The sequence below is a fragment of the Aminithiophilus ramosus genome (assembly GCF_018069705.1).
Lineage (GTDB): Bacteria > Synergistota > Synergistia > Synergistales > Aminithiophilaceae > Aminithiophilus > Aminithiophilus ramosus.
Genome location: NZ_CP072943.1, coordinates 2,891,853 through 2,907,922, shown reverse-complemented (window position 1 = coordinate 2,907,922; position 16,070 = coordinate 2,891,853). Strand labels below are relative to the sequence as shown.

The following is a 16,070-nucleotide window of genomic DNA, read 5'->3' as shown; positions in this document are numbered from 1 at the left end:
GATGAAAATTCTCTTCCTGGGCTTCGGCAACGTGGCCCGCAGACTTGCCGCCATCGTCACCGACGAGGGGTGGCCTTCCCGGCGGGGAACCTTTCCCGTCGAGGTCGTCGGCCTTTTCACCGCCAGCCGGGGTTCCCTGGCCGGGGCCGTCGATCTCGCCCGGGCCAGGGCCGAGCTGGAGGCCACAGGCCGCTTCGACGCCCGTCATCCCCTCCGGACGGACATGACGCCTCTGGAGGCCAGCCGAAACCTCGACTACGACGTCCTCGTCGAACTCTCGCCCCTCGCCATCGAGGCAAGGGGTGAACCTGCCGTCTCTCACATCGCCTCGGCCCTTGCCCGGGGCCGTCATGTCGTGACGGCCAACAAGGGGCCCGTGGCCTTCGCCTACAGAAAGCTGGCCGCCCTGGCCGAGACACAGGGCGTCCGCTTCCTCTTCGAGTCGTCCGTCATGGATGGGGCCCCTCTCTTCAACATGGCCCGAGTGGCCCTTCGAGGCTGCCGCGTCGAGGCCTTCGCAGGGATCCTCAACGGGACGACGAACGCCATCCTCTGTCACATGGAACGGGGCGGCTCCCTGGAAGAGGGCATCGCCGCCGCACAGGCCGCGGGCATCGCCGAGGCCGATCCCTCCCACGACGTCGACGGCTGGGACGGCGCCGCCAAAACGGCCGCCCTGGCCAACGTTCTCATGGAGGCCGACGTGACGCCCTTCGACGTCGAACGAAGGGGAATCGGATCGGTTTCCGTCGGCGAGGTCCGCAGAGCCCTTGCCGCAGGACGGCGCCTTAAACTCGTCTGCCGGGCCTGTCGTCGGGAAGGAGCGATCCAAACGTCCGTCGCCGTCGAAGAGGTGGCCGCCGACGATCCCTTCTCCCTCGTCGATGCCTACGGCGCCATCCTGAGAATCGAGACGGACCTCATGCATCCCCTTGTCCTGACCCAGGAGGGGCCCGAAGTGATGGACACGGCCTACGGCGTTCTCAACGACCTCATGGAGATCGCCGGAACAGCGGAAAGAAAGGGTGAAGAACCGTGAAAATCGAGCCCAGACTGATCGACGTCCTCAGGGCGGCCCGTTTCCTCCGGGGAAGAATCTACAGGACGCCCCTGGAATATTCCTATCCTCTGAGCGAGGCCTGCGGAGCCTCCGTCTACGTCAAGTGGGAAAACCGGCAGAAATGCCGCTCCTTCAAGATCCGCGGCGCCCTCAACAAGATGTTCTCCCTCTCCGAGGCGGAGCGCGCCCGGGGCGTCGTCACCGCCTCCAGCGGCAACCACGCCCAGGGACTGGCCACGGCGGCCCGGATCCTCGAGACGCGCGCCGTCATCTGCGTCCCCGGCGCCTGTCCCGAGACGAAGCGGCAGGCCATCCGAAACTACGGAGGTCCCTTCGTCGACCTGCGCGTCGTCGGCGCCGTCTACGACGACGCAGAGGCCGAATCCTTCCGTCTTCGCGACGAAGAGGGCCTCACCTACGTCTCGGCCTTCGAGGACCTTCAGATCGTCTCCGGCCAGGGCACCCTGGCCCTGGAGATGCTCGAAGACGAGCCCGATCTGGACGTGATCCTCTGCCCCATCAGCGGAGGGGGGCTCATCTCGGGCGTCACGGCCGCGGCCAAAGGGCTCAGTCCCTCCATCGGGATCTACGGCACCCATGCCGAGGCCAACCCCTCCTGGCCCGAGGCCTTCCGCGCCGGGAAGGTCCTCCCCGTCAGCGAAAAGGAGACCGTGGCCGATGCCCTCTGCGGCGGAGCCTCGCCGCTTCTTTTCGAATACCTCAAAGACCGCCTCGACGGCCTCGCCGCCGCCTCGGAAGAGGCCCTGGAATCGGCCATGGCCTTCGTTCACCGCCACCATCACGAAGTCATCGAGGGAGGAGCGGCCACCGTGGTGGCGGCCCTCCTCTCGGGCCGTCTCGACCTGGCGGGGAAGAAGGTGGGCCTCGTCATCTCCGGCGGCAACGTCGACGACGACCGTCTCGTGGAGATCCTCCTCCGCCGGGGCGGCAAAGGACAAGGAGGTTCCGCACGATGAAAATCAGACCCTTCGGCGTCGAAGAGTGGATGAACACCTACGAAAACGACGCCGTCGCCAACATCGCCGAGACCTGTGTCGACTCCCTCACCGTCGAGGCCCTTCTCGATCTGTCGGGACGGAAGGAGCCGCTTCTCGAACAGATCCGGTCCCTGCGCCTCTCCTACGGCGACATCCCCGGCAGCGACCGCCTGCGGGATCTCGTGGCCGGACTCTACGCGCGCCAGAGTCGCGACAACGTCCTCATCATGAACGGAGGGGCGGCGGCCAACTTCCTCTCCCTCTACACCCTCGTCGAGGCCGGCGACGAAGTCGTCTCCGTCTGGCCCACCTACCAGCAGCTCACCTCCATCCCCGAATCCTTCGGCGCCACGGTGAAGCTCCTTCCCCTCGAGCCCGAAGGGGCCTTCCTCCCCGACGTGGAGAGGCTGAAAGCCCTCGTCTCGGAAAAGACGCGCCTCATCTGCATCAACAACCCCAACAACCCCACGGGAGCCCTCATGGAAGGCCCCCTTCTCGAGGCCGTCGTCGACGTGGCCCGCTCCGTCGGCGCCTGGATCCACTGCGACGAAGTCTACCGGGGGCTCGTCCACGAGCCCGGCCTGGACATCCCCTCCGTGGCCGACCTCTACGAAAAAGGCATCAGCACGGGAAGCCTCTCCAAGACCTATTCCCTGGCGGGCCTTCGCCTGGGCTGGATCGTCGGCCCCGCCGACTTCATCGCCCGATGCTTCTCCCGTCGCGACTACACCACCATCAGCTGCGGCCGCATCGACGACCTTCTCGGATCGGTCGCCCTCGAGGCGCGGGAGGCGCTGCTGGAGCGCAATCTCTCCATCGTCCGCCGGAGCGCCGCCGTTCTCCGGGAATGGGTCGACGGCGAGGCCCGCCTCGACTGGGTTCCCCCCAAGGCGGGGACGACGGCCTTCATCCGCTACGACTACGACCTCCCGTCGGAGACCTTCTGCCGGAGGCTCTTCGAGGGCGACGGCACCTTCATCGTCCCGGGAAGCGCCTTCGACCGGGACCGCTGGTTCCGCATCGGCTACGCCTTCGATCCCGTCATGCTCCGCCAGGGCTTGGACCGCATATCGGCCTTCCTGCGCAGGCTGGAGGCCTCGGGACTCTAGTGGCCCTCGACGACCGTTCGGCCGACGCCAGGGCCTACGAGGCCATCGTCGGCCTCGTCAGGGAGGGGCAGATCGGTCCCGGCGAACGCCTTGCCGCCCTGCCCCTCGCCGAAAGGCTCGGCGTCAGCCGGACTCCGGTCCGGGAGGCCCTCAAGCGCCTTGCCGCCGAGGGCATCGCCCTTCTGCTGCCCGGCGGCGGCGCCCGCCTTCGCGACCCCTCCATCGAGGAGATCCGTGGGGCCTACGAGGTCAGGATCAACCTCGAACTCCTGGCCGTCCGACGGGCCGTCGCCCATCCCGACCCCGTCGCCCTGGCCGAACTGGACGCCTCTCTCGGGTGGGAGGCGAAAAAAACCCCGTCGCTCTTCGGCGGCGTCGCCGACTTCCATCTCCTTCTGGCCCGATCGGGAGGCAACGCCGTCCTCGCCGAGACGCTGGCCCCCCTGCTGGCCCGGACGGCCGTCTACCACCTCCTCTTTCCCGCCCCGGCCGAAGAGGAGGCCTCCAGCGACGTCGAACACGGCCGGATCGTCGCGGCCCTGAAACGAGGGGACGGGGAAGAGGCCTGCCGCCTCATGGCGGCCCATCTTCGCCTCGGCCTGGCCGTGCTCGAGCGGACCCGATCCCGCCGGGGACGCTAGGGGGCGGAGGGCCCCGTCGATCCGCAGACCCGAGGGGAGGTCGCCGACGGGAGTCGGCGACCTCCCCTCGAGTCTGCGCGGCGGCCTTAGGGCCACCGATAAGGCGCCCTGTCTTTCCCCCTCTTCCGGCCTCGCCCCCTTCCCGGAAGGGCCGCCGGAGACGCAATCCGGCCCTCGTTGTTGACGGTGGCCTTCCCCCCGCAGTAAGGTTGATCGAAGATGAAGAGCGTTCATTCCCGGGGCCGTCGCTTGAGGGGCGTGGTCGCTCCTTTTGCGGTGCGGCTCGTCGGCAGAGGCGAAATCGGGACGTTCCCCTTCGGGAACTGCCGACGACGCGTCGGGGCCGCAAGCGGGACAGGGAAGGGTCCGTTTCTCCTTCGTGAGGGACGGCGTCGGAGAGAGAGGAGGCGAACGATGAAAATCGAGGCCATCCGGTTGAAGAATTTCAAGTCCTTCCGAGAGGCCGAAATGGCCGACCTGCCGAATTTCTGCGTCATCGTCGGCGCCAACGGAACGGGCAAGTCGACGATCTTCAAACTCTTCGATTTTCTCCGTGACGCCATGACGAACAATGTCAACGCGGCCCTTTCCCGTCTGGGCGGCGCCCGAGGCTTCAAGGAGGTGCGAAGCCGCAACGCGGAGGGGCCCATGGAAATCGAGCTGAAGTTCCGCGTCAGACCCGGTGGCCCTCTGACGACCTATTTCCTCCAGATCGGCGAGAAGGAGGGCCGGGCCGTCGTCGAAAAGGAGATCCTCAAGTACCGGCGAGGCAGCAGCGGCCGCCCCTGGCATTTTCTCGACTTCTCCGAAGGCCGGGGATCGGCCGTCACCAACGAGCTCGATTCGGTGTCGGACGTGAGCGAGTTGAACCGGGAGACGCAGAACCTCAAGGCGCCCGACATCCTTGCCGTCAAGGGACTGGCCCAGTTCGAGCGTTTTCCCGCCGTGATGGCACTGGGCGATTTCATAGAAAACTGGCACCTCTCCGATTTTCACATCAGCAAGGCCCGTCCCGAGCAGGAAACGGGCTACTCCGAGCACCTTTCCCGAGAGGGAGAGAACCTCTCTCAGGTCATCGAATACCTCTACAACAACGAACGGGCCGTCTTCGAAAGGATTCTGGAGAGTCTGAAGCGGCGCGTTCCCGGCGTGACCGACGTGCAGCCCAAAGTGACCGAGGAGGGGCGGCTTCTCCTCAAATTTCAGGACGGAGCCTTTGAGGATCCCTTCCTGGCCCGTCATGTCTCCGACGGGACGATCAAGATGCTGGCCTACCTCACGCTTCTCTACGACCCCAAGCCCCACCCTCTGCTCTGCGTGGAGGAGCCGGAAAATCAGCTCTACCCGAAGCTCCTCGGGGAGCTGGCCGAGGAGTTCCGGGCCTATGCCGAGCGAGGCGGCCAGGTCTTCGTCTCCACCCATTCCCCCGATTTCCTCAACGCCGTGAGGCTCGACGAGGTCTTCTGGCTGGCCAAGAAAGAGGGGTATACCCGGATCTTTCGTGCGAGGGATGACGCACAGCTGGCGGCCTACATGGCAGAGGGCGATCAGATGGGCTATCTCTGGAGCCAGGGCTTTTTCGAGGACGCCGATCCATGGTGAAGGCGATCGTCTCCTTCCTCGAAGAGCCTTCGGCCAAGGAGATGCTCCAGGGACTTCTGCCTCGGTTCCTTCCCTGCGGGGTCGCCGTCCGATACGTCACTTTTCAGGGGAAGCAGGATCTGGAGAAGAACCTGGAGAAGAGGCTCAAGGGCTGGCGGGAGCCTGACTCGGCCTTCGTGGTCATGCGCGATCAGGATTCGGGTGACTGCCGGGTCATCAAGGAGGGACTTGCGAAGCTCTGCCGCCAGGCGGGGAAAGAGCATGCCCTGGTCCGCATCGCCTGCCGCGAGCTGGAGAGTTTCTACCTGGGCGATCTGGCTGCCGTGGAGAAGGGGCTCGACGTCGGGGGAATCGGGAGGCAGCAGCAGAAGAGAAAGTTCCGCTCTCCCGATCAACTGGGAAGCCCATCGGGAGAGCTCGAAAAATTGACGAAAAACAGGTATCAGAAAATAGCGGGGTCTCGGGCCATCGGGCCCCACTTGAGCCTGGAGGGGAACTGTTCGAGGAGTTTCAACGTGCTGGTGTCGGGCATAAGGGCCATCGTGTCGCAAGAGTGACAGGCCGTTTCTCCGCGGAACTGTTCCTTATGAGCCCGATCCGCAGGTGGAAAGGGACGGAAACGTTCTTGCACGGGCACGAGGCGGCGGAGGGCCAAAGAACGTTGCCGCGGATCGGCGGAGTTTGCCCTGATGATCCCGTTGAGTTTGCGCCCTGCCATCGGAAATGGACGATGTTTTCAGAAAAGAGGGGGCCCGGAGGCCGGATTTGCCGAGCGTATGTAAAGGCCCTTTCGGCGGCAGGAGGGGGGAGAGGGACATCGTCCCTCTCCCCCCTCCTGCCGCCGGTTTCCGTTCAGCAGCGTCCCAGGGCGACCTTGACCGGTCGGGGCGTCTCCACCGCCGACTTGGACGGCAGGGCGGCGGGGACGGCGGCTTCGTCGGGCAGCGCCTCTTCTCCGTCGTCCTCGGTCGGTCGGGGCCTCTCCTCGGGAAGGCGGAAGCGGTCGAAGGCCTCGCGAACCTGGAAGGCCTTGGCCCCCATCTCCTCCGCCGCCGCGGCCGTCCTGGCGGCCCCGTCGCGCGTCTCTTCCGTGACGCGGCGGAGGATCTCGATGCGTTCCGTGGCCGTCGTGGCCCCTCCCACGGCCTCGCCGAGAGAGACCGTCATCTGCTGGGCGGCGGCGGCCTGCTGCTGGACCAGGGCGGCGATCTCGCCCGTCGCCGCGGCGATGGCCTCCACTTCGCGCCGTCCGCCGTGCAGGTCCGATCGCGTCTTGTCCGCGCCTGAGGCGATCTGCCGCAGGGAATCGCGGGCCTCCTGGGCCTCCTTCAGGCTCAGAAGGGACTCCTCCCGAAGTTCCTTCGTCAGCGCCTGGATCTCCCCGGCGGCCCGACCCGACGCCTCCGAAAGGTCCCGCACGGAGCGGGCGACGACGGCGAAGCCCCGTCCGGCCTCTCCGGCCCGGGCCGCCTCGATGGCCGCGTTGAGGGCCAGAAGGTTCGTCTGATCGGCGATGGTGGCGATCGTTCCGGCGAAACGCGAGACGGAGGCGATGGCCTGCTGCAGCGTCTCGATGCGGAGACTGCTCGCCTCGCTGCGCCCCGTGGCCTCGTCGAGACCCTGGAGCAGCGCCTCGACGGATTCGATCCCCTCTCGAACGACGGAGAGGGTCTTCTCCGCTCCGGCGGCGCAGCGGGAGGCCAGTTGAGCCGCCTCGGCCGTTCCTCCCGCCGTCTCCTCGACGCCGGCGTTGATCTCTTCGAGGGCCGAGACGCTGTCCTGGAGCCTGGCCGAGGCCTCGTCGAGGGCTTCGGCCGTCCGCAGGGCCGCCGAGCGGGAGCCTTCGGCCTCGCCGACGAGGCCGAAGGCCAGAAGGGAGGCCTCTTCCATGAGGGTCCGCGTCTGTCGGAGCGAGAGGGCGAAACGGCCCGTCATTGCCGTCAGGAGTTTCCCCATCGTCCCCATTTCGTCGGAGGCGCTTTCGTCGAAAGAGACGGTCAGATCTCCCTCGGCGAGGCGCTCCGTTCCCGACTGGAGCGATGTCAGCCCTCGGCCGAGACGGAGCGTCGTCGGGACGACGAGGGCCAGGACGAGGAGAAGGGCTCCCGTGCCCAACAGGATCAGGGAACGGGTGAAGGTCCCGGCCATCTCTCCGATCGTCGTCAGAGGGAACTCGAGAGCCACGATGTAGCCGAAGCGCGTATAGCCGTAGAAGAGGCGTTCCCTCTGGCCGTCGAGGACGAAATCGCCCATCCCCTCCCTTTCGGCGAGGACCTTCTGCCCCAGCTCGGCCAGCTCGGCCGGGATCCGTTCGGAGGGGACGAGGATGTTCTCCTCCATGGGCCAGTCCTGGCGGGCGGCGACGACGAAGCGTCCGCTCCCGTCGAGAAGGAGACTTGAGCCGCAGCCGAGCACCTTCTCTCCCTCCAGGAGGGCCTCGAGTCGCTTCAGGCCCACGTCGGCTCCCAGGACGCCCAGCAGCATCCGACGGCTGTTGAAGAGAGGGGCCGACACGGTCACGACGAGCTCTCCCGTGACGGCGTCGCGGCGGGGCGGGGAGAGGGTCCCGTGGCCGGCGTCGATGGCCGCCTGATACCAGGGCAGTTCTTTGGGGTTCTCGGGGTTCTCTCGGCCCGCGGCGGCGATGAAGGTTCTGCCTCTGGCTGCGGCGAAGAAGAGATCTTGGACGCCCAGGGCGAGCCCGCTCTTGTCGAGGTGGGTCGCCAGCGTCGCTTCGATGTGGCCTGCGGCCTCGTCATCGAGCTTTTCGGGCCAGTTGCCGGCCAGTCCCAGACCGACGGTCTCGACGAGAAGGTCGATCCTATCGAGATAGCGTTCCACAGATAGGGCCGTCGAGCGGGCCTTGTCGATCCCCAATCGGTTGACGGCCTCTTCGATGACGGCCCCTCCCTTGAGGTAGGCGCTCAGGCAGAGGCCCGAGGTGACGACGATGAAGACGGAAACGAGCATCCAGAGCCGAGTCCTGACGGTCATGGTCTTTCTCCTTTCTCAGCGGAGCCTTGTGGCCGAGGGGCGCCGATGCCAGTTTAGGGCGAGGCCCTTTCCCCGCTCTTCCGTCACGGTCACGAAAAGGTAAAAGTCTAAGGAGACGGAGGTGAAAACGCTCTTCCGAGGTCGCCGAGAGGGGCTGAAAAGGGGGAGAGCCTCAAGATCGGTCCCTCGAAAGGACGACGATCGAGGCGACCCCAAGGGGTCCGTCGGAGACAACCTGGCCGGGGTCCGCTGATCCGGTGCAAGCCCCTCGACGCTCGGAGCGTTCCGTGGCCGGACGACCTCTGCCTGTGGCGCGGAGACGATCGAATCGGCAAACGGAGAGGGGTAGCGGTCCCGGCTCTGCCGTGAAACGGCTGGGGGGCTTAGGCCTCTGCCTTGAACCTGAATCGGTGAGGGGACCTCGAATCGGCGGACCCGACGGAGTTCCTTTTGAAGAGCCCGAGGACGCGGGACGCGGGAGCTCTTGACAAACAAATTTCGATATATGATTATATGTTCAAATATATAAGGAGGGAGATCGATGACCCGTACCGTTCCGCCCGACGACGTCTCGTCGGAAGAGCTGTCCTCCTTCCCTTCGGCGACCTGCTGCGGCCGCACCGACTGGACGGCCAGGGCGCAGGCCCTCATGCCCGAAGGGCCTCAGGCCGAGAGCCTGGCCCGCATGTTCAAGGCCCTCGGCGACCCGACCCGGCTCCGCCTCCTCCTGGCCCTCATGGGCGGTGAGATGTGCGTCGGCCACCTGGCCCAGTTCCTGGGGGCCAGCGAGTCGGCCATCTCCCATCACCTTCGTCATCTCCGCCAGTTGGCCCTGGTCCGGCGTCGCCGCCAGGGGCAGATGCTCTTCTACTCCCTCGACGACGATCACGTCGAGGCGATCCTGAAAATCGGCCTGGAGCACCAGGCCCACAGCGAAGGAAGGTCGGCCCGATGAAATTCCTCGAAGAACTGCTCCGCAGCTCCTTTTCCATGTTCCTTGCCGCCGCTCCCTTCATGGTCTTCGGCCTCGTCGTCGCCGGACTGCTCAAGGTCCTTCTCCGTCCCGAGACGGTGAGCCGTACCCTGGGGCGGGGGAGAGTGGCCTCGGTCTTCAAGGCGGCCCTCGTCGGCGTTCCCATGCCCCTCTGTTCCTGCGGCGTTTTGCCCGTGGCCCAGTCCCTGGGGCGCCAGGGCGCCACGCCGGGAGCCGTCGCCTCCTTTCTCATCGCCACGCCCGAGTCGGGCGTCGACTCCATCGCCGTCAGCTACGCCCTTCTCGACCCGCTTCTGGCCCTCGCCCGGCCTCTGGCGGCCTTCGTCTCCGCCGCCGCGGCGGGCCTGACGATCAACTTCACCCAAGATCTGCCCGAGGCGGCGACGGCTCCCGCCGAGGGGAAGGCGTTCCGTCGGGAGAGCCTGGCCTCGGGGGTCCGCTACGCCTTCGGCGAGCTCTGGGCCGACATGGCCGGGGCCTTCTTCGTCGGCGTCCTCCTCTCGGGAGCCGTGGCGGCCTTCATCCCCGACGACTTTCTGGGGCGATTCCTCGGCGGCGGTCCTCTCTCCATGGCCGTCATGTTCGTCGTCGGCGTGCCCCTCTATGTCTGCGCCACGTCGTCGACGCCCCTGGCGGCGGCGCTGATCCTCAAGGGCGTCTCTCCCGGTGCCGCCCTGGTCTTCCTCCTGGCCGGTCCGGCGACGAACCTGGCCTCTCTGTCGGTGCTGCTTCGCACCTACGGCAGACGCTTCGTCGCCGTCTATCTCGGGGCCATCGCCGCCGTCGCCTTCGCCTTCGGTCTCGCCGTCGACGGTCTCTACTCCCTATGGGGTCGGACGGCGACGGCCACTCTCGGGACCGCCTCGGAGGTCCTGCCCCTCTGGATCGGCCTTCCCGCCGCGCTGCTTCTCGTCGCCGCGGCCCTGCCCGCCCTGCGCCGTCGTTTTCGCCCCGCCCCGACGGGCTGCGGCTGCGGCGGCCACTGCCACCACTGAACCGGGCCGGGTCTCGCCGCTCCCGAGGCGGGGCCCGACAGACGACATGGAGAGGAGCGTCATCGACGGATGCGATTTCTGAAAGACGAGGAGAGGAGGACCCTCCTGTTCCTCTCCGTTTCCCTTCCCGCCCTGGCGGCGAGTTTTTTCCGCGTAGACCCTCTTCCCTTCGATCCGGCCTGGATCGCCATCGTCCTCTGCGGCGCTCCCATCGTGAGGGGAGCCGTCGTCGGCCTTGTGACGGCCTTCGATGTGAGGGCCGACGTCCTGGTCTCCCTGGCCGTTTCGGGCCTTCTCAGCCCCGTCACGGGAGCTTTGGTGCACAACGTGGGGTCCGTCGCCGTCATCGTCAATTCGTCGCGGCTGCTGACCTGGAGGGAAAAGGAGTAGAGGAAAGCGAAAGGAGGAGGAGGTTTATGGCCTCGATCGGGCAGTCGAAAGAGGGCGTCGTCGGGGAAAAGCTTCGTGGCGGAGAGGGACGCGCCACGTTGTTTCCCGCTCCCCTGGCGGGAGGAGAGGGCGCCGTGACGCTGGCGGCGCGGATCGAGCTGGAGCCGGGGAGCTCCGTCGGCTTTCACCGGCACGACGACGACGAGGAGGTCTACGCCATCCTTTCCGGGGAGGGGATCTTTCTCTCCGACGAGGGCTCCTGTCCTGTCGGGCCGGGCGACCTTTTCGTCACGCAGAGGGGAAGTTCGCACGGCCTCCGGAACACGGGAAAGGGAGCGTTGATCTTTTTCGCCGTCGTGGCGCGGAAATGAAAGGGGCGGCCTTCGGGCCGCCCCTTTGTCGATCAGGAGAAAACGTGGTTGGGAATGAACGTGACGAGGGCCGGGAAGAAGAGGATCAGGATCAGGGCGAAGGCCATGGCCGCCAGGAAGGGAAAGATGTAGCGGAAAGAATCCTCGTAGGGAATATCGGCGACCTTGCAGGCCGTAATCAGGTCGATTCCCAGCGGCGGCGTGTTGGCGCCGATGGCCAGATTGACGCAGATCATGACGCCCAGATGGACGGGGTCGACGCCCAGCTGCTGCATGATGGGGAAGAAGATGGGAATGAGGATGATGACGATGGCGATGGTCTCCATGAACATTCCCAGCACCAGCAGAAGAAGGTTGAAGAGCAGAAGAATGACCCAGTAGTTGTCGGAAAGGGCGAGGATGGCCGAGGCCACCTTCTGGGGGATGTCCTCCGCCGTCAGGACCCAGCCGAAAAGGTTGGCGGCGGAGATGATGAAAAGGACGACGGCGCTCGTGCGGGCCACGTCGAAGGCGATCTCCAGAACGCGGCGCCAGGTGACCTTGCGGTAGACGAAAACGGAGAGGACCAGGGCGTAGAGGGCCGCGACGGCCCCTGCCTCCGTGGCGGTGAAGATGCCCTCCAGGATGCCTCCGATGATGATGGCCGGCGTCATCAGAGGCAGGATGGCGCCTCGGAAGGCGTCGAAAACCTCTCTGGCCGAGGCGCGCGCCATGCGCGGGTACCTGTCCTTGATGGCGAAGAGATAGGAGATGAGCATGAGGGCGCCGCCGGTGAGCAGGCCGGGGATGATCCCGCCCAGAAAGAGCTTGCCGATGGACGTTCCCATGCTGACGCCGAGAACGACCATGACGATGCTGGGGGGGATGATCGTCCCCAGAGAGCCGGCGCAGCCCAGAAGGGCGGCGCTGAAGGGCACTTTGTAGCCCTGGTTTTTCATGGCCGGAAGCATGATGGAGCCGATGGCGGCCACGTCGGCCACCCCCGATCCGGAGATGGCCCCGAAGAGCATGCAGGAGACGATCATGACCATGGCAAGGCCGCCGGGGATGTGGCCGACCAGGCTGGAGGCGAAGCGCATGATGCGGGGCGTGATGTCGCCCTCGGCCATGAGGGCTCCCGCCAGAAGGAAGAGAGGGATGGCCAGAAGGGTGAAGGAGTCGACGCCGACGACCATCCTCTGGGCGACGACGAGAACGGGCACCGTCGATTCGAAGAGCAGGTAGGCCGTTCCGGAAAGGGCGATGGCGAAAGCGATGGGAATGCCCAGCAGGATGGCTATGGAGAGGACGCCCATGAGGGTCAGCATGAGGGGCTCACTCCTTGCGGATTTTCAGGTAGAGGTCGCGGAGAACGGCGGGGACCATGATGAGACAGCCGACGGGGAAGGCCAGGTAGAGGATGCCGGCCGGCATCTGGAGGGCCGTCGTCTTCATCGTCCACGTCCTCTGGGTGACCTGGATGCCTCCGTGGAAGGCGATGACAAGGAAGGCGAGAACGGACAGACCGCCGATGATCTGAAGGACAAGCCGTTTCCTCGGCGATCGGACGCAGTTCATGACCAGGTTGACGGACATGTGCTCCCCCCGGAAGAGGGCCAGGGCCGATCCGACGAAGGTGATCCAGACGAGGACCGTCTGGGAAAACTCGCTTCCCCAGGCCAGGGGGCGATGGAGGAGGTAACGGAAGGAGACTTCCAGGATGACCTCGAAAAAGACGCCGATGAGGGCCAGAGTGAGCAGAATCTCGAGAGGGCGCAGGGCCCTCTCGAGACCGTTTTTCTTTCGGGTTGTCATGGAGCCGGGTTAATGCCCGTATTTCCGGACCAGGTCGAGCAGGTCGGCGCCGAAGACATCCTCGTAACGTCCCCAGACCTCCTGAACGGCCGCCTGGAAAGCTCCTTTATCGACTTCGTTGATTTCCATGCCCTTTTCCTTGAGCTTGGCCAGGAACTCCTCCTCCTGGGCGATTGTCTGACGGCGCTGTTCGTCGCGCCACTTGGCGGCCAGCTCGCGCACCGTCGCCTGATCCTGAGGGGAGAGCTTGGCCCAGACCGAGGGGTTGACGCAGAGGAGGGCCGATCCCCAGATATGGCCCGACAGGGAGAGGTACTTCTGGACCTCGTAGAAGGCGCTGGAATAGATGATGGCGAAGGGGTTTTCCTGGCCGTCGACGACGCCCTGCTGAAGAGCCGTGTAAAGTTCCCCGAAGTTGATGGGCATAGGAGAGGCGCCCAGCGTCTCGAAGGTGTCGAGACGCATCTTGTCGGGCGTGACGCGGATCTTCATCCCCTGGAGGTCGGCGGGAACGACGATGGGCTTCTTGCTGTTCGTCAGATGGCGGAAGCCGTTCTCCCACCAGGAGAGCCCCACGACGCCCTTATCGGCCAGAAGCTTGAGCAGGCGATCGCCCAGCTCCCCGTCGAGGGCGCGGTAGGCGGCCTCGTGAGTCGGCCAGGCGTAGGGAAGAGCCTCGATGCCCAGCTTGGGTTCGATGGACTGGAAGGAACCGCCGCCGATGAGCCCTCCGTCGACGGTCTGAAGGGTAAGGCCTTCGATGAGGTCCTTCTCGTTTCCCAGCTGGCTGCTGGGGTAGACCTGAATGAGGACCCGTCCCTCCGTGGCGTTCTTCACGTCCTCGGCCAGTCCCAGAAGGCAGGTGTTCCAGGAGTGGTCGGTGTTGAGGACGTGGCCGATCTTGATGGTCATCGCGGCTTGGCCGGCGACGGGCAGGGAGAAGATGCAGAATGCCAGGATGAAAAGCGCCGATAAACTTTTTTTCACGTCAATCGCCTCCAAAAGAGTAGGATGAACTTTTACAGAGCATTGTAGCAGACAATGGCTTCGTTGACGGGCTTTGTCAAAGTCTTTGCTGAAATATCGGAAGTCCGAAGCGGGAGAGGCCTTTTCCGTCGAGCGTCGCCGTCGGCAGGAAAAAGGAGGAGTGCCCCCAGCGAGCCCTGGGGCTACAATAAGGACGTAAGGCCCCGTCGGCTCTGCGGCGCGGATCGTTGCCGCCGGAAAGAACCCGAAAGCGGCGGGGGAGAAGGGGGAGGTTTTCCATCCTGGAGGTCCTGCACGCGGTCGGTCCCGTCTTTTTCGGCAGCCTTCTCCAGGGCTGCTCGGGATTCGGCTTCTCCCTTTTCGCCGTTCTCCTTCTGCTTCCTTTCTTCCCTCGCCACGTCGTCGTTCCCCTCCTGGTCCTCCTCAGTCTGGCCATGAACGGCCTCCTCTTCGGCGAGAGCCGACGTCACGCCACGGGGGCGACGGTCCTGGGCCTCCTTCTGGGAGGCGTCTCGGGCCTTCCCCTGGGGATGGCGGCCCTTGCCCTTCTGCCGGCCTCTCTTTTTCGCCTCGTCGCCGGTCTCTTCGTGACGGGATCGGCCCTGGCCCTTTCCTTCGGCTTTCGCCGTCCCCTTACGCCCGGGCGGGGGACGCTTTTTGGCGTCGGCCTTCTCAGCGGCATCCTCAACGGCAGCCTCTCCATGAGCGGGCCGCCGGTCATCCTTTTCCTGGCGAACCAGGAGGTGGGGAAGGAGGCCTTCCGAGCCACTCTGGCCGCCTATTTCCTCAGCCTCAACGTCGTCACGTCGCTGCTCTTCCTCCTGCGGGGGCTCTTCGACGGTCCCCTGCTCCTGCTGGCGGCGGCGAGCCTGCCGGCCCTCCTCGCCGGGACCTGGCTGGGGCTGCGGCTGGCCCGCCGCCTTCCCGAAAGGGTCTTCCGCGCCGTGGCCCTGGGGCTCCTTCTCCTCATGGGCATGAGCCTCGTCGTCACGGCCTTCTTCCCTGCCTGAGCGGCCCCCTTTTTCAAGCCCTTGCCTTCGGGAGGAAGGCCTGCCGCGCGTCGAGGAAAGGGGCGGAGGAGGGATCGATTCACGAGGCAAGCCGAGGCCGCCTGTCGGTCGGATGACCGGGAAGGGGCCGTTCCCCCCTTTTCGTGGGGCCTCGGCGGGGCCGACGAACCTTGCCCTGTCCCGGTGTTTTGTGTAGGATTGCGGCATGAGACGCCGCAGGTACCGGTGGCCTCGAACACCTGGCGGTGCGGCCATCCCAGAGACCGTCCCGGCGGAGGAAGAGAGGAGATGGCAGGCGTGACCGAGCGGGAATTCCACGCGGCGCTTGAAGCCGAATATGCCCAGCCCTTTTCGGGATGGGATTTCTCCCGCATTCGCGACAGGGTGATCGAAGATCCCCTGCCCTGGAGTTACCGTCGGATCGTTACGGAGGCCCTGGCGTGCGCCGACGCCCTCCTGGACATGGGAACGGGAGGCGGCGAATTCCTCGATTCCCTGCCCCTCCTGCCTCCGATCGCCTGCGCGACGGAGGGGTATGCCCCCAACGTCCCCATCGCGAGGGAGCGCCTGAGCCGGAAAAACGTCCGGGTCGCCGAGATCGCCGATGGCGATGTCCTTCCCTTCGAGAGCCGCTCTTTCGACCTGGTGATCAACCGACACGAGTCCTTTTCCGCCCGGGAAGTCGCCAGGGTCGCGCGAGAGCCGGCGAGATTCGTCACGCAGCAGGTCGGCGGCATGAACGGGCTGGACATCAACGCATCGCTCGGCGCGCCGCTGCCCGACGATTACGGCTGGTGCCTGCTCGAGGCGAAGGAGAGCCTTCTCGATGCCGGATTCAAAATTTCAAAATGCGATGAATATATCGGTAAAATGAGGTTCTACGACATCTACAGCCTCGCCTACTACCTGAAATGCATTCCCTGGCAGATCGGGGACTTTTCCGTCGACCGCTATTTCAGACGTCTTTGCCTCTTGAACGAGGAGATGGAGGAAAGGGGATATGCGGATTTTCTCTTCCATCGCTTCCTGATCGTCGCGGAAAGGCCCGTTCCCTGAGAGAGGGTTCCGCCCAGCGGCGCGGCTCCGGGCCCTTATGGGGGAAAAGGCACAAAGGAGGTACCCGCG

16 protein-coding genes are annotated in these 16,070 nt (G+C 65.6%); 12 read left to right on the top strand and 4 right to left on the bottom strand.

The features are described from left to right. Window position 1 precedes the first annotated feature (1 nt). From KAR29_RS13085 to KAR29_RS13060, 6 genes are all read left to right on the top strand, one after another. Entirely contained in the window at window positions 2–1,039 is a 1,038-nt protein-coding gene (locus KAR29_RS13085) for a homoserine dehydrogenase (RefSeq protein ID WP_274373435.1), read from the top strand. Next, on the top strand, window positions 1,036–2,037 hold the full coding sequence (locus KAR29_RS13080; protein WP_274373434.1) for a threonine ammonia-lyase: 1,002 nt from the start codon (window positions 1,036–1,038) through the stop codon (window positions 2,035–2,037). The genes KAR29_RS13085 and KAR29_RS13080 overlap by 4 nt, the downstream gene beginning before the upstream one ends. Next, entirely contained in the window at window positions 2,034–3,167 is a 1,134-nt protein-coding gene (locus KAR29_RS13075; RefSeq protein ID WP_274373433.1) for an aminotransferase, read from the top strand. The genes KAR29_RS13080 and KAR29_RS13075 overlap by 4 nt, the downstream gene beginning before the upstream one ends. Next, on the top strand, window positions 3,167–3,808 hold the full coding sequence (locus tag KAR29_RS13070; protein ID WP_274373432.1) for a GntR family transcriptional regulator: 642 nt from the start codon (window positions 3,167–3,169) through the stop codon (window positions 3,806–3,808). Before KAR29_RS13075 ends, KAR29_RS13070 begins: the two co-directional genes overlap by 1 nt. A 414-nt stretch (window positions 3,809–4,222) precedes the next feature. Then, the gene (locus KAR29_RS13065; protein WP_274373431.1) at window positions 4,223–5,410 is read left to right on the top strand and encodes an AAA family ATPase; all 1,188 of its coding nucleotides are present in this window, start codon (window positions 4,223–4,225) and stop codon (window positions 5,408–5,410) included. Then, a complete protein-coding gene (locus tag KAR29_RS13060; protein WP_274373430.1) occupies window positions 5,404–5,967 on the top strand; it encodes a DUF4276 family protein in 564 nt (187 codons plus the stop codon). Before KAR29_RS13065 ends, KAR29_RS13060 begins: the two co-directional genes overlap by 7 nt. A gap of 295 nt (window positions 5,968–6,262) precedes the next feature. Here KAR29_RS13060 and KAR29_RS13055 read toward each other — a convergent pair whose 3' ends face one another. Beyond that, entirely contained in the window at window positions 6,263–8,404 is a 2,142-nt protein-coding gene (locus KAR29_RS13055) for a methyl-accepting chemotaxis protein (RefSeq protein ID WP_274373429.1), read from the bottom strand. A gap of 541 nt (window positions 8,405–8,945) precedes the next feature. Between KAR29_RS13055 and KAR29_RS13050 the strand changes: the two genes are divergently transcribed. The 4 genes from KAR29_RS13050 (at window position 8,946) to KAR29_RS13035 (ending at window position 11,154) form a co-directional block, all read left to right on the top strand. After that, window positions 8,946–9,359: an ArsR/SmtB family transcription factor gene (locus KAR29_RS13050; RefSeq protein ID WP_274373428.1), complete on the top strand. Its 414-nt coding sequence runs from the start codon at window positions 8,946–8,948 to the stop codon at window positions 9,357–9,359. Further along, entirely contained in the window at window positions 9,356–10,393 is a 1,038-nt protein-coding gene (locus KAR29_RS13045) for a permease (protein WP_274373427.1), read from the top strand. Before KAR29_RS13050 ends, KAR29_RS13045 begins: the two co-directional genes overlap by 4 nt. A gap of 69 nt (window positions 10,394–10,462) precedes the next feature. Further along, window positions 10,463–10,783 carry a hypothetical protein gene (locus KAR29_RS13040; RefSeq protein WP_274373426.1) on the top strand — a complete coding sequence of 107 codons (321 nt, stop codon included), beginning with the start codon at window positions 10,463–10,465 and terminating at the stop codon, window positions 10,781–10,783. Between the two features lie 26 nt (window positions 10,784–10,809). Continuing rightward, window positions 10,810–11,154, top strand: coding sequence for a cupin domain-containing protein (locus KAR29_RS13035; protein WP_274373425.1), 345 nt, complete (start codon window positions 10,810–10,812; stop codon window positions 11,152–11,154). Window positions 11,155–11,186: 32 nt separating this feature from the next. On the opposite strand, the gene KAR29_RS13030 is transcribed toward KAR29_RS13035, so the two are convergent. Genes KAR29_RS13030 through KAR29_RS13020 form a run of 3 tightly spaced genes read right to left on the bottom strand, consistent with a single transcriptional unit; the run spans window position 11,187 to window position 13,935 of the window. Then, window positions 11,187–12,461, bottom strand: coding sequence for a TRAP transporter large permease (locus KAR29_RS13030; protein WP_274373424.1), 1,275 nt, complete (start codon window positions 12,459–12,461; stop codon window positions 11,187–11,189). Window positions 12,462–12,468: 7 nt separating this feature from the next. After that, window positions 12,469–12,948 (bottom strand): TRAP transporter small permease, encoded by a 480-nt coding sequence (locus tag KAR29_RS13025; RefSeq protein WP_274373423.1) that lies wholly within the window; start codon window positions 12,946–12,948, stop codon window positions 12,469–12,471. A 9-nt stretch (window positions 12,949–12,957) separates the two neighbouring features. Further along, window positions 12,958–13,935 (bottom strand): TRAP transporter substrate-binding protein, encoded by a 978-nt coding sequence (locus KAR29_RS13020; protein ID WP_274373422.1) that lies wholly within the window; start codon window positions 13,933–13,935, stop codon window positions 12,958–12,960. A 227-nt stretch (window positions 13,936–14,162) separates the two neighbouring features. On the opposite strand from KAR29_RS13020, the gene KAR29_RS13015 reads away from it, so the two are divergent. Together KAR29_RS13015 and KAR29_RS13010 are read left to right on the top strand one after the other, a co-directional pair. Then, window positions 14,163–14,945, top strand: a complete 783-nt coding sequence (locus tag KAR29_RS13015; protein ID WP_274373421.1) for a TSUP family transporter — start codon at window positions 14,163–14,165, stop codon at window positions 14,943–14,945. A 288-nt stretch (window positions 14,946–15,233) separates the two neighbouring features. Continuing rightward, entirely contained in the window at window positions 15,234–16,001 is a 768-nt protein-coding gene (locus KAR29_RS13010; RefSeq protein WP_274373420.1) for a class I SAM-dependent methyltransferase, read from the top strand. Window positions 16,002–16,070: the final 69 nt, after the last annotated feature.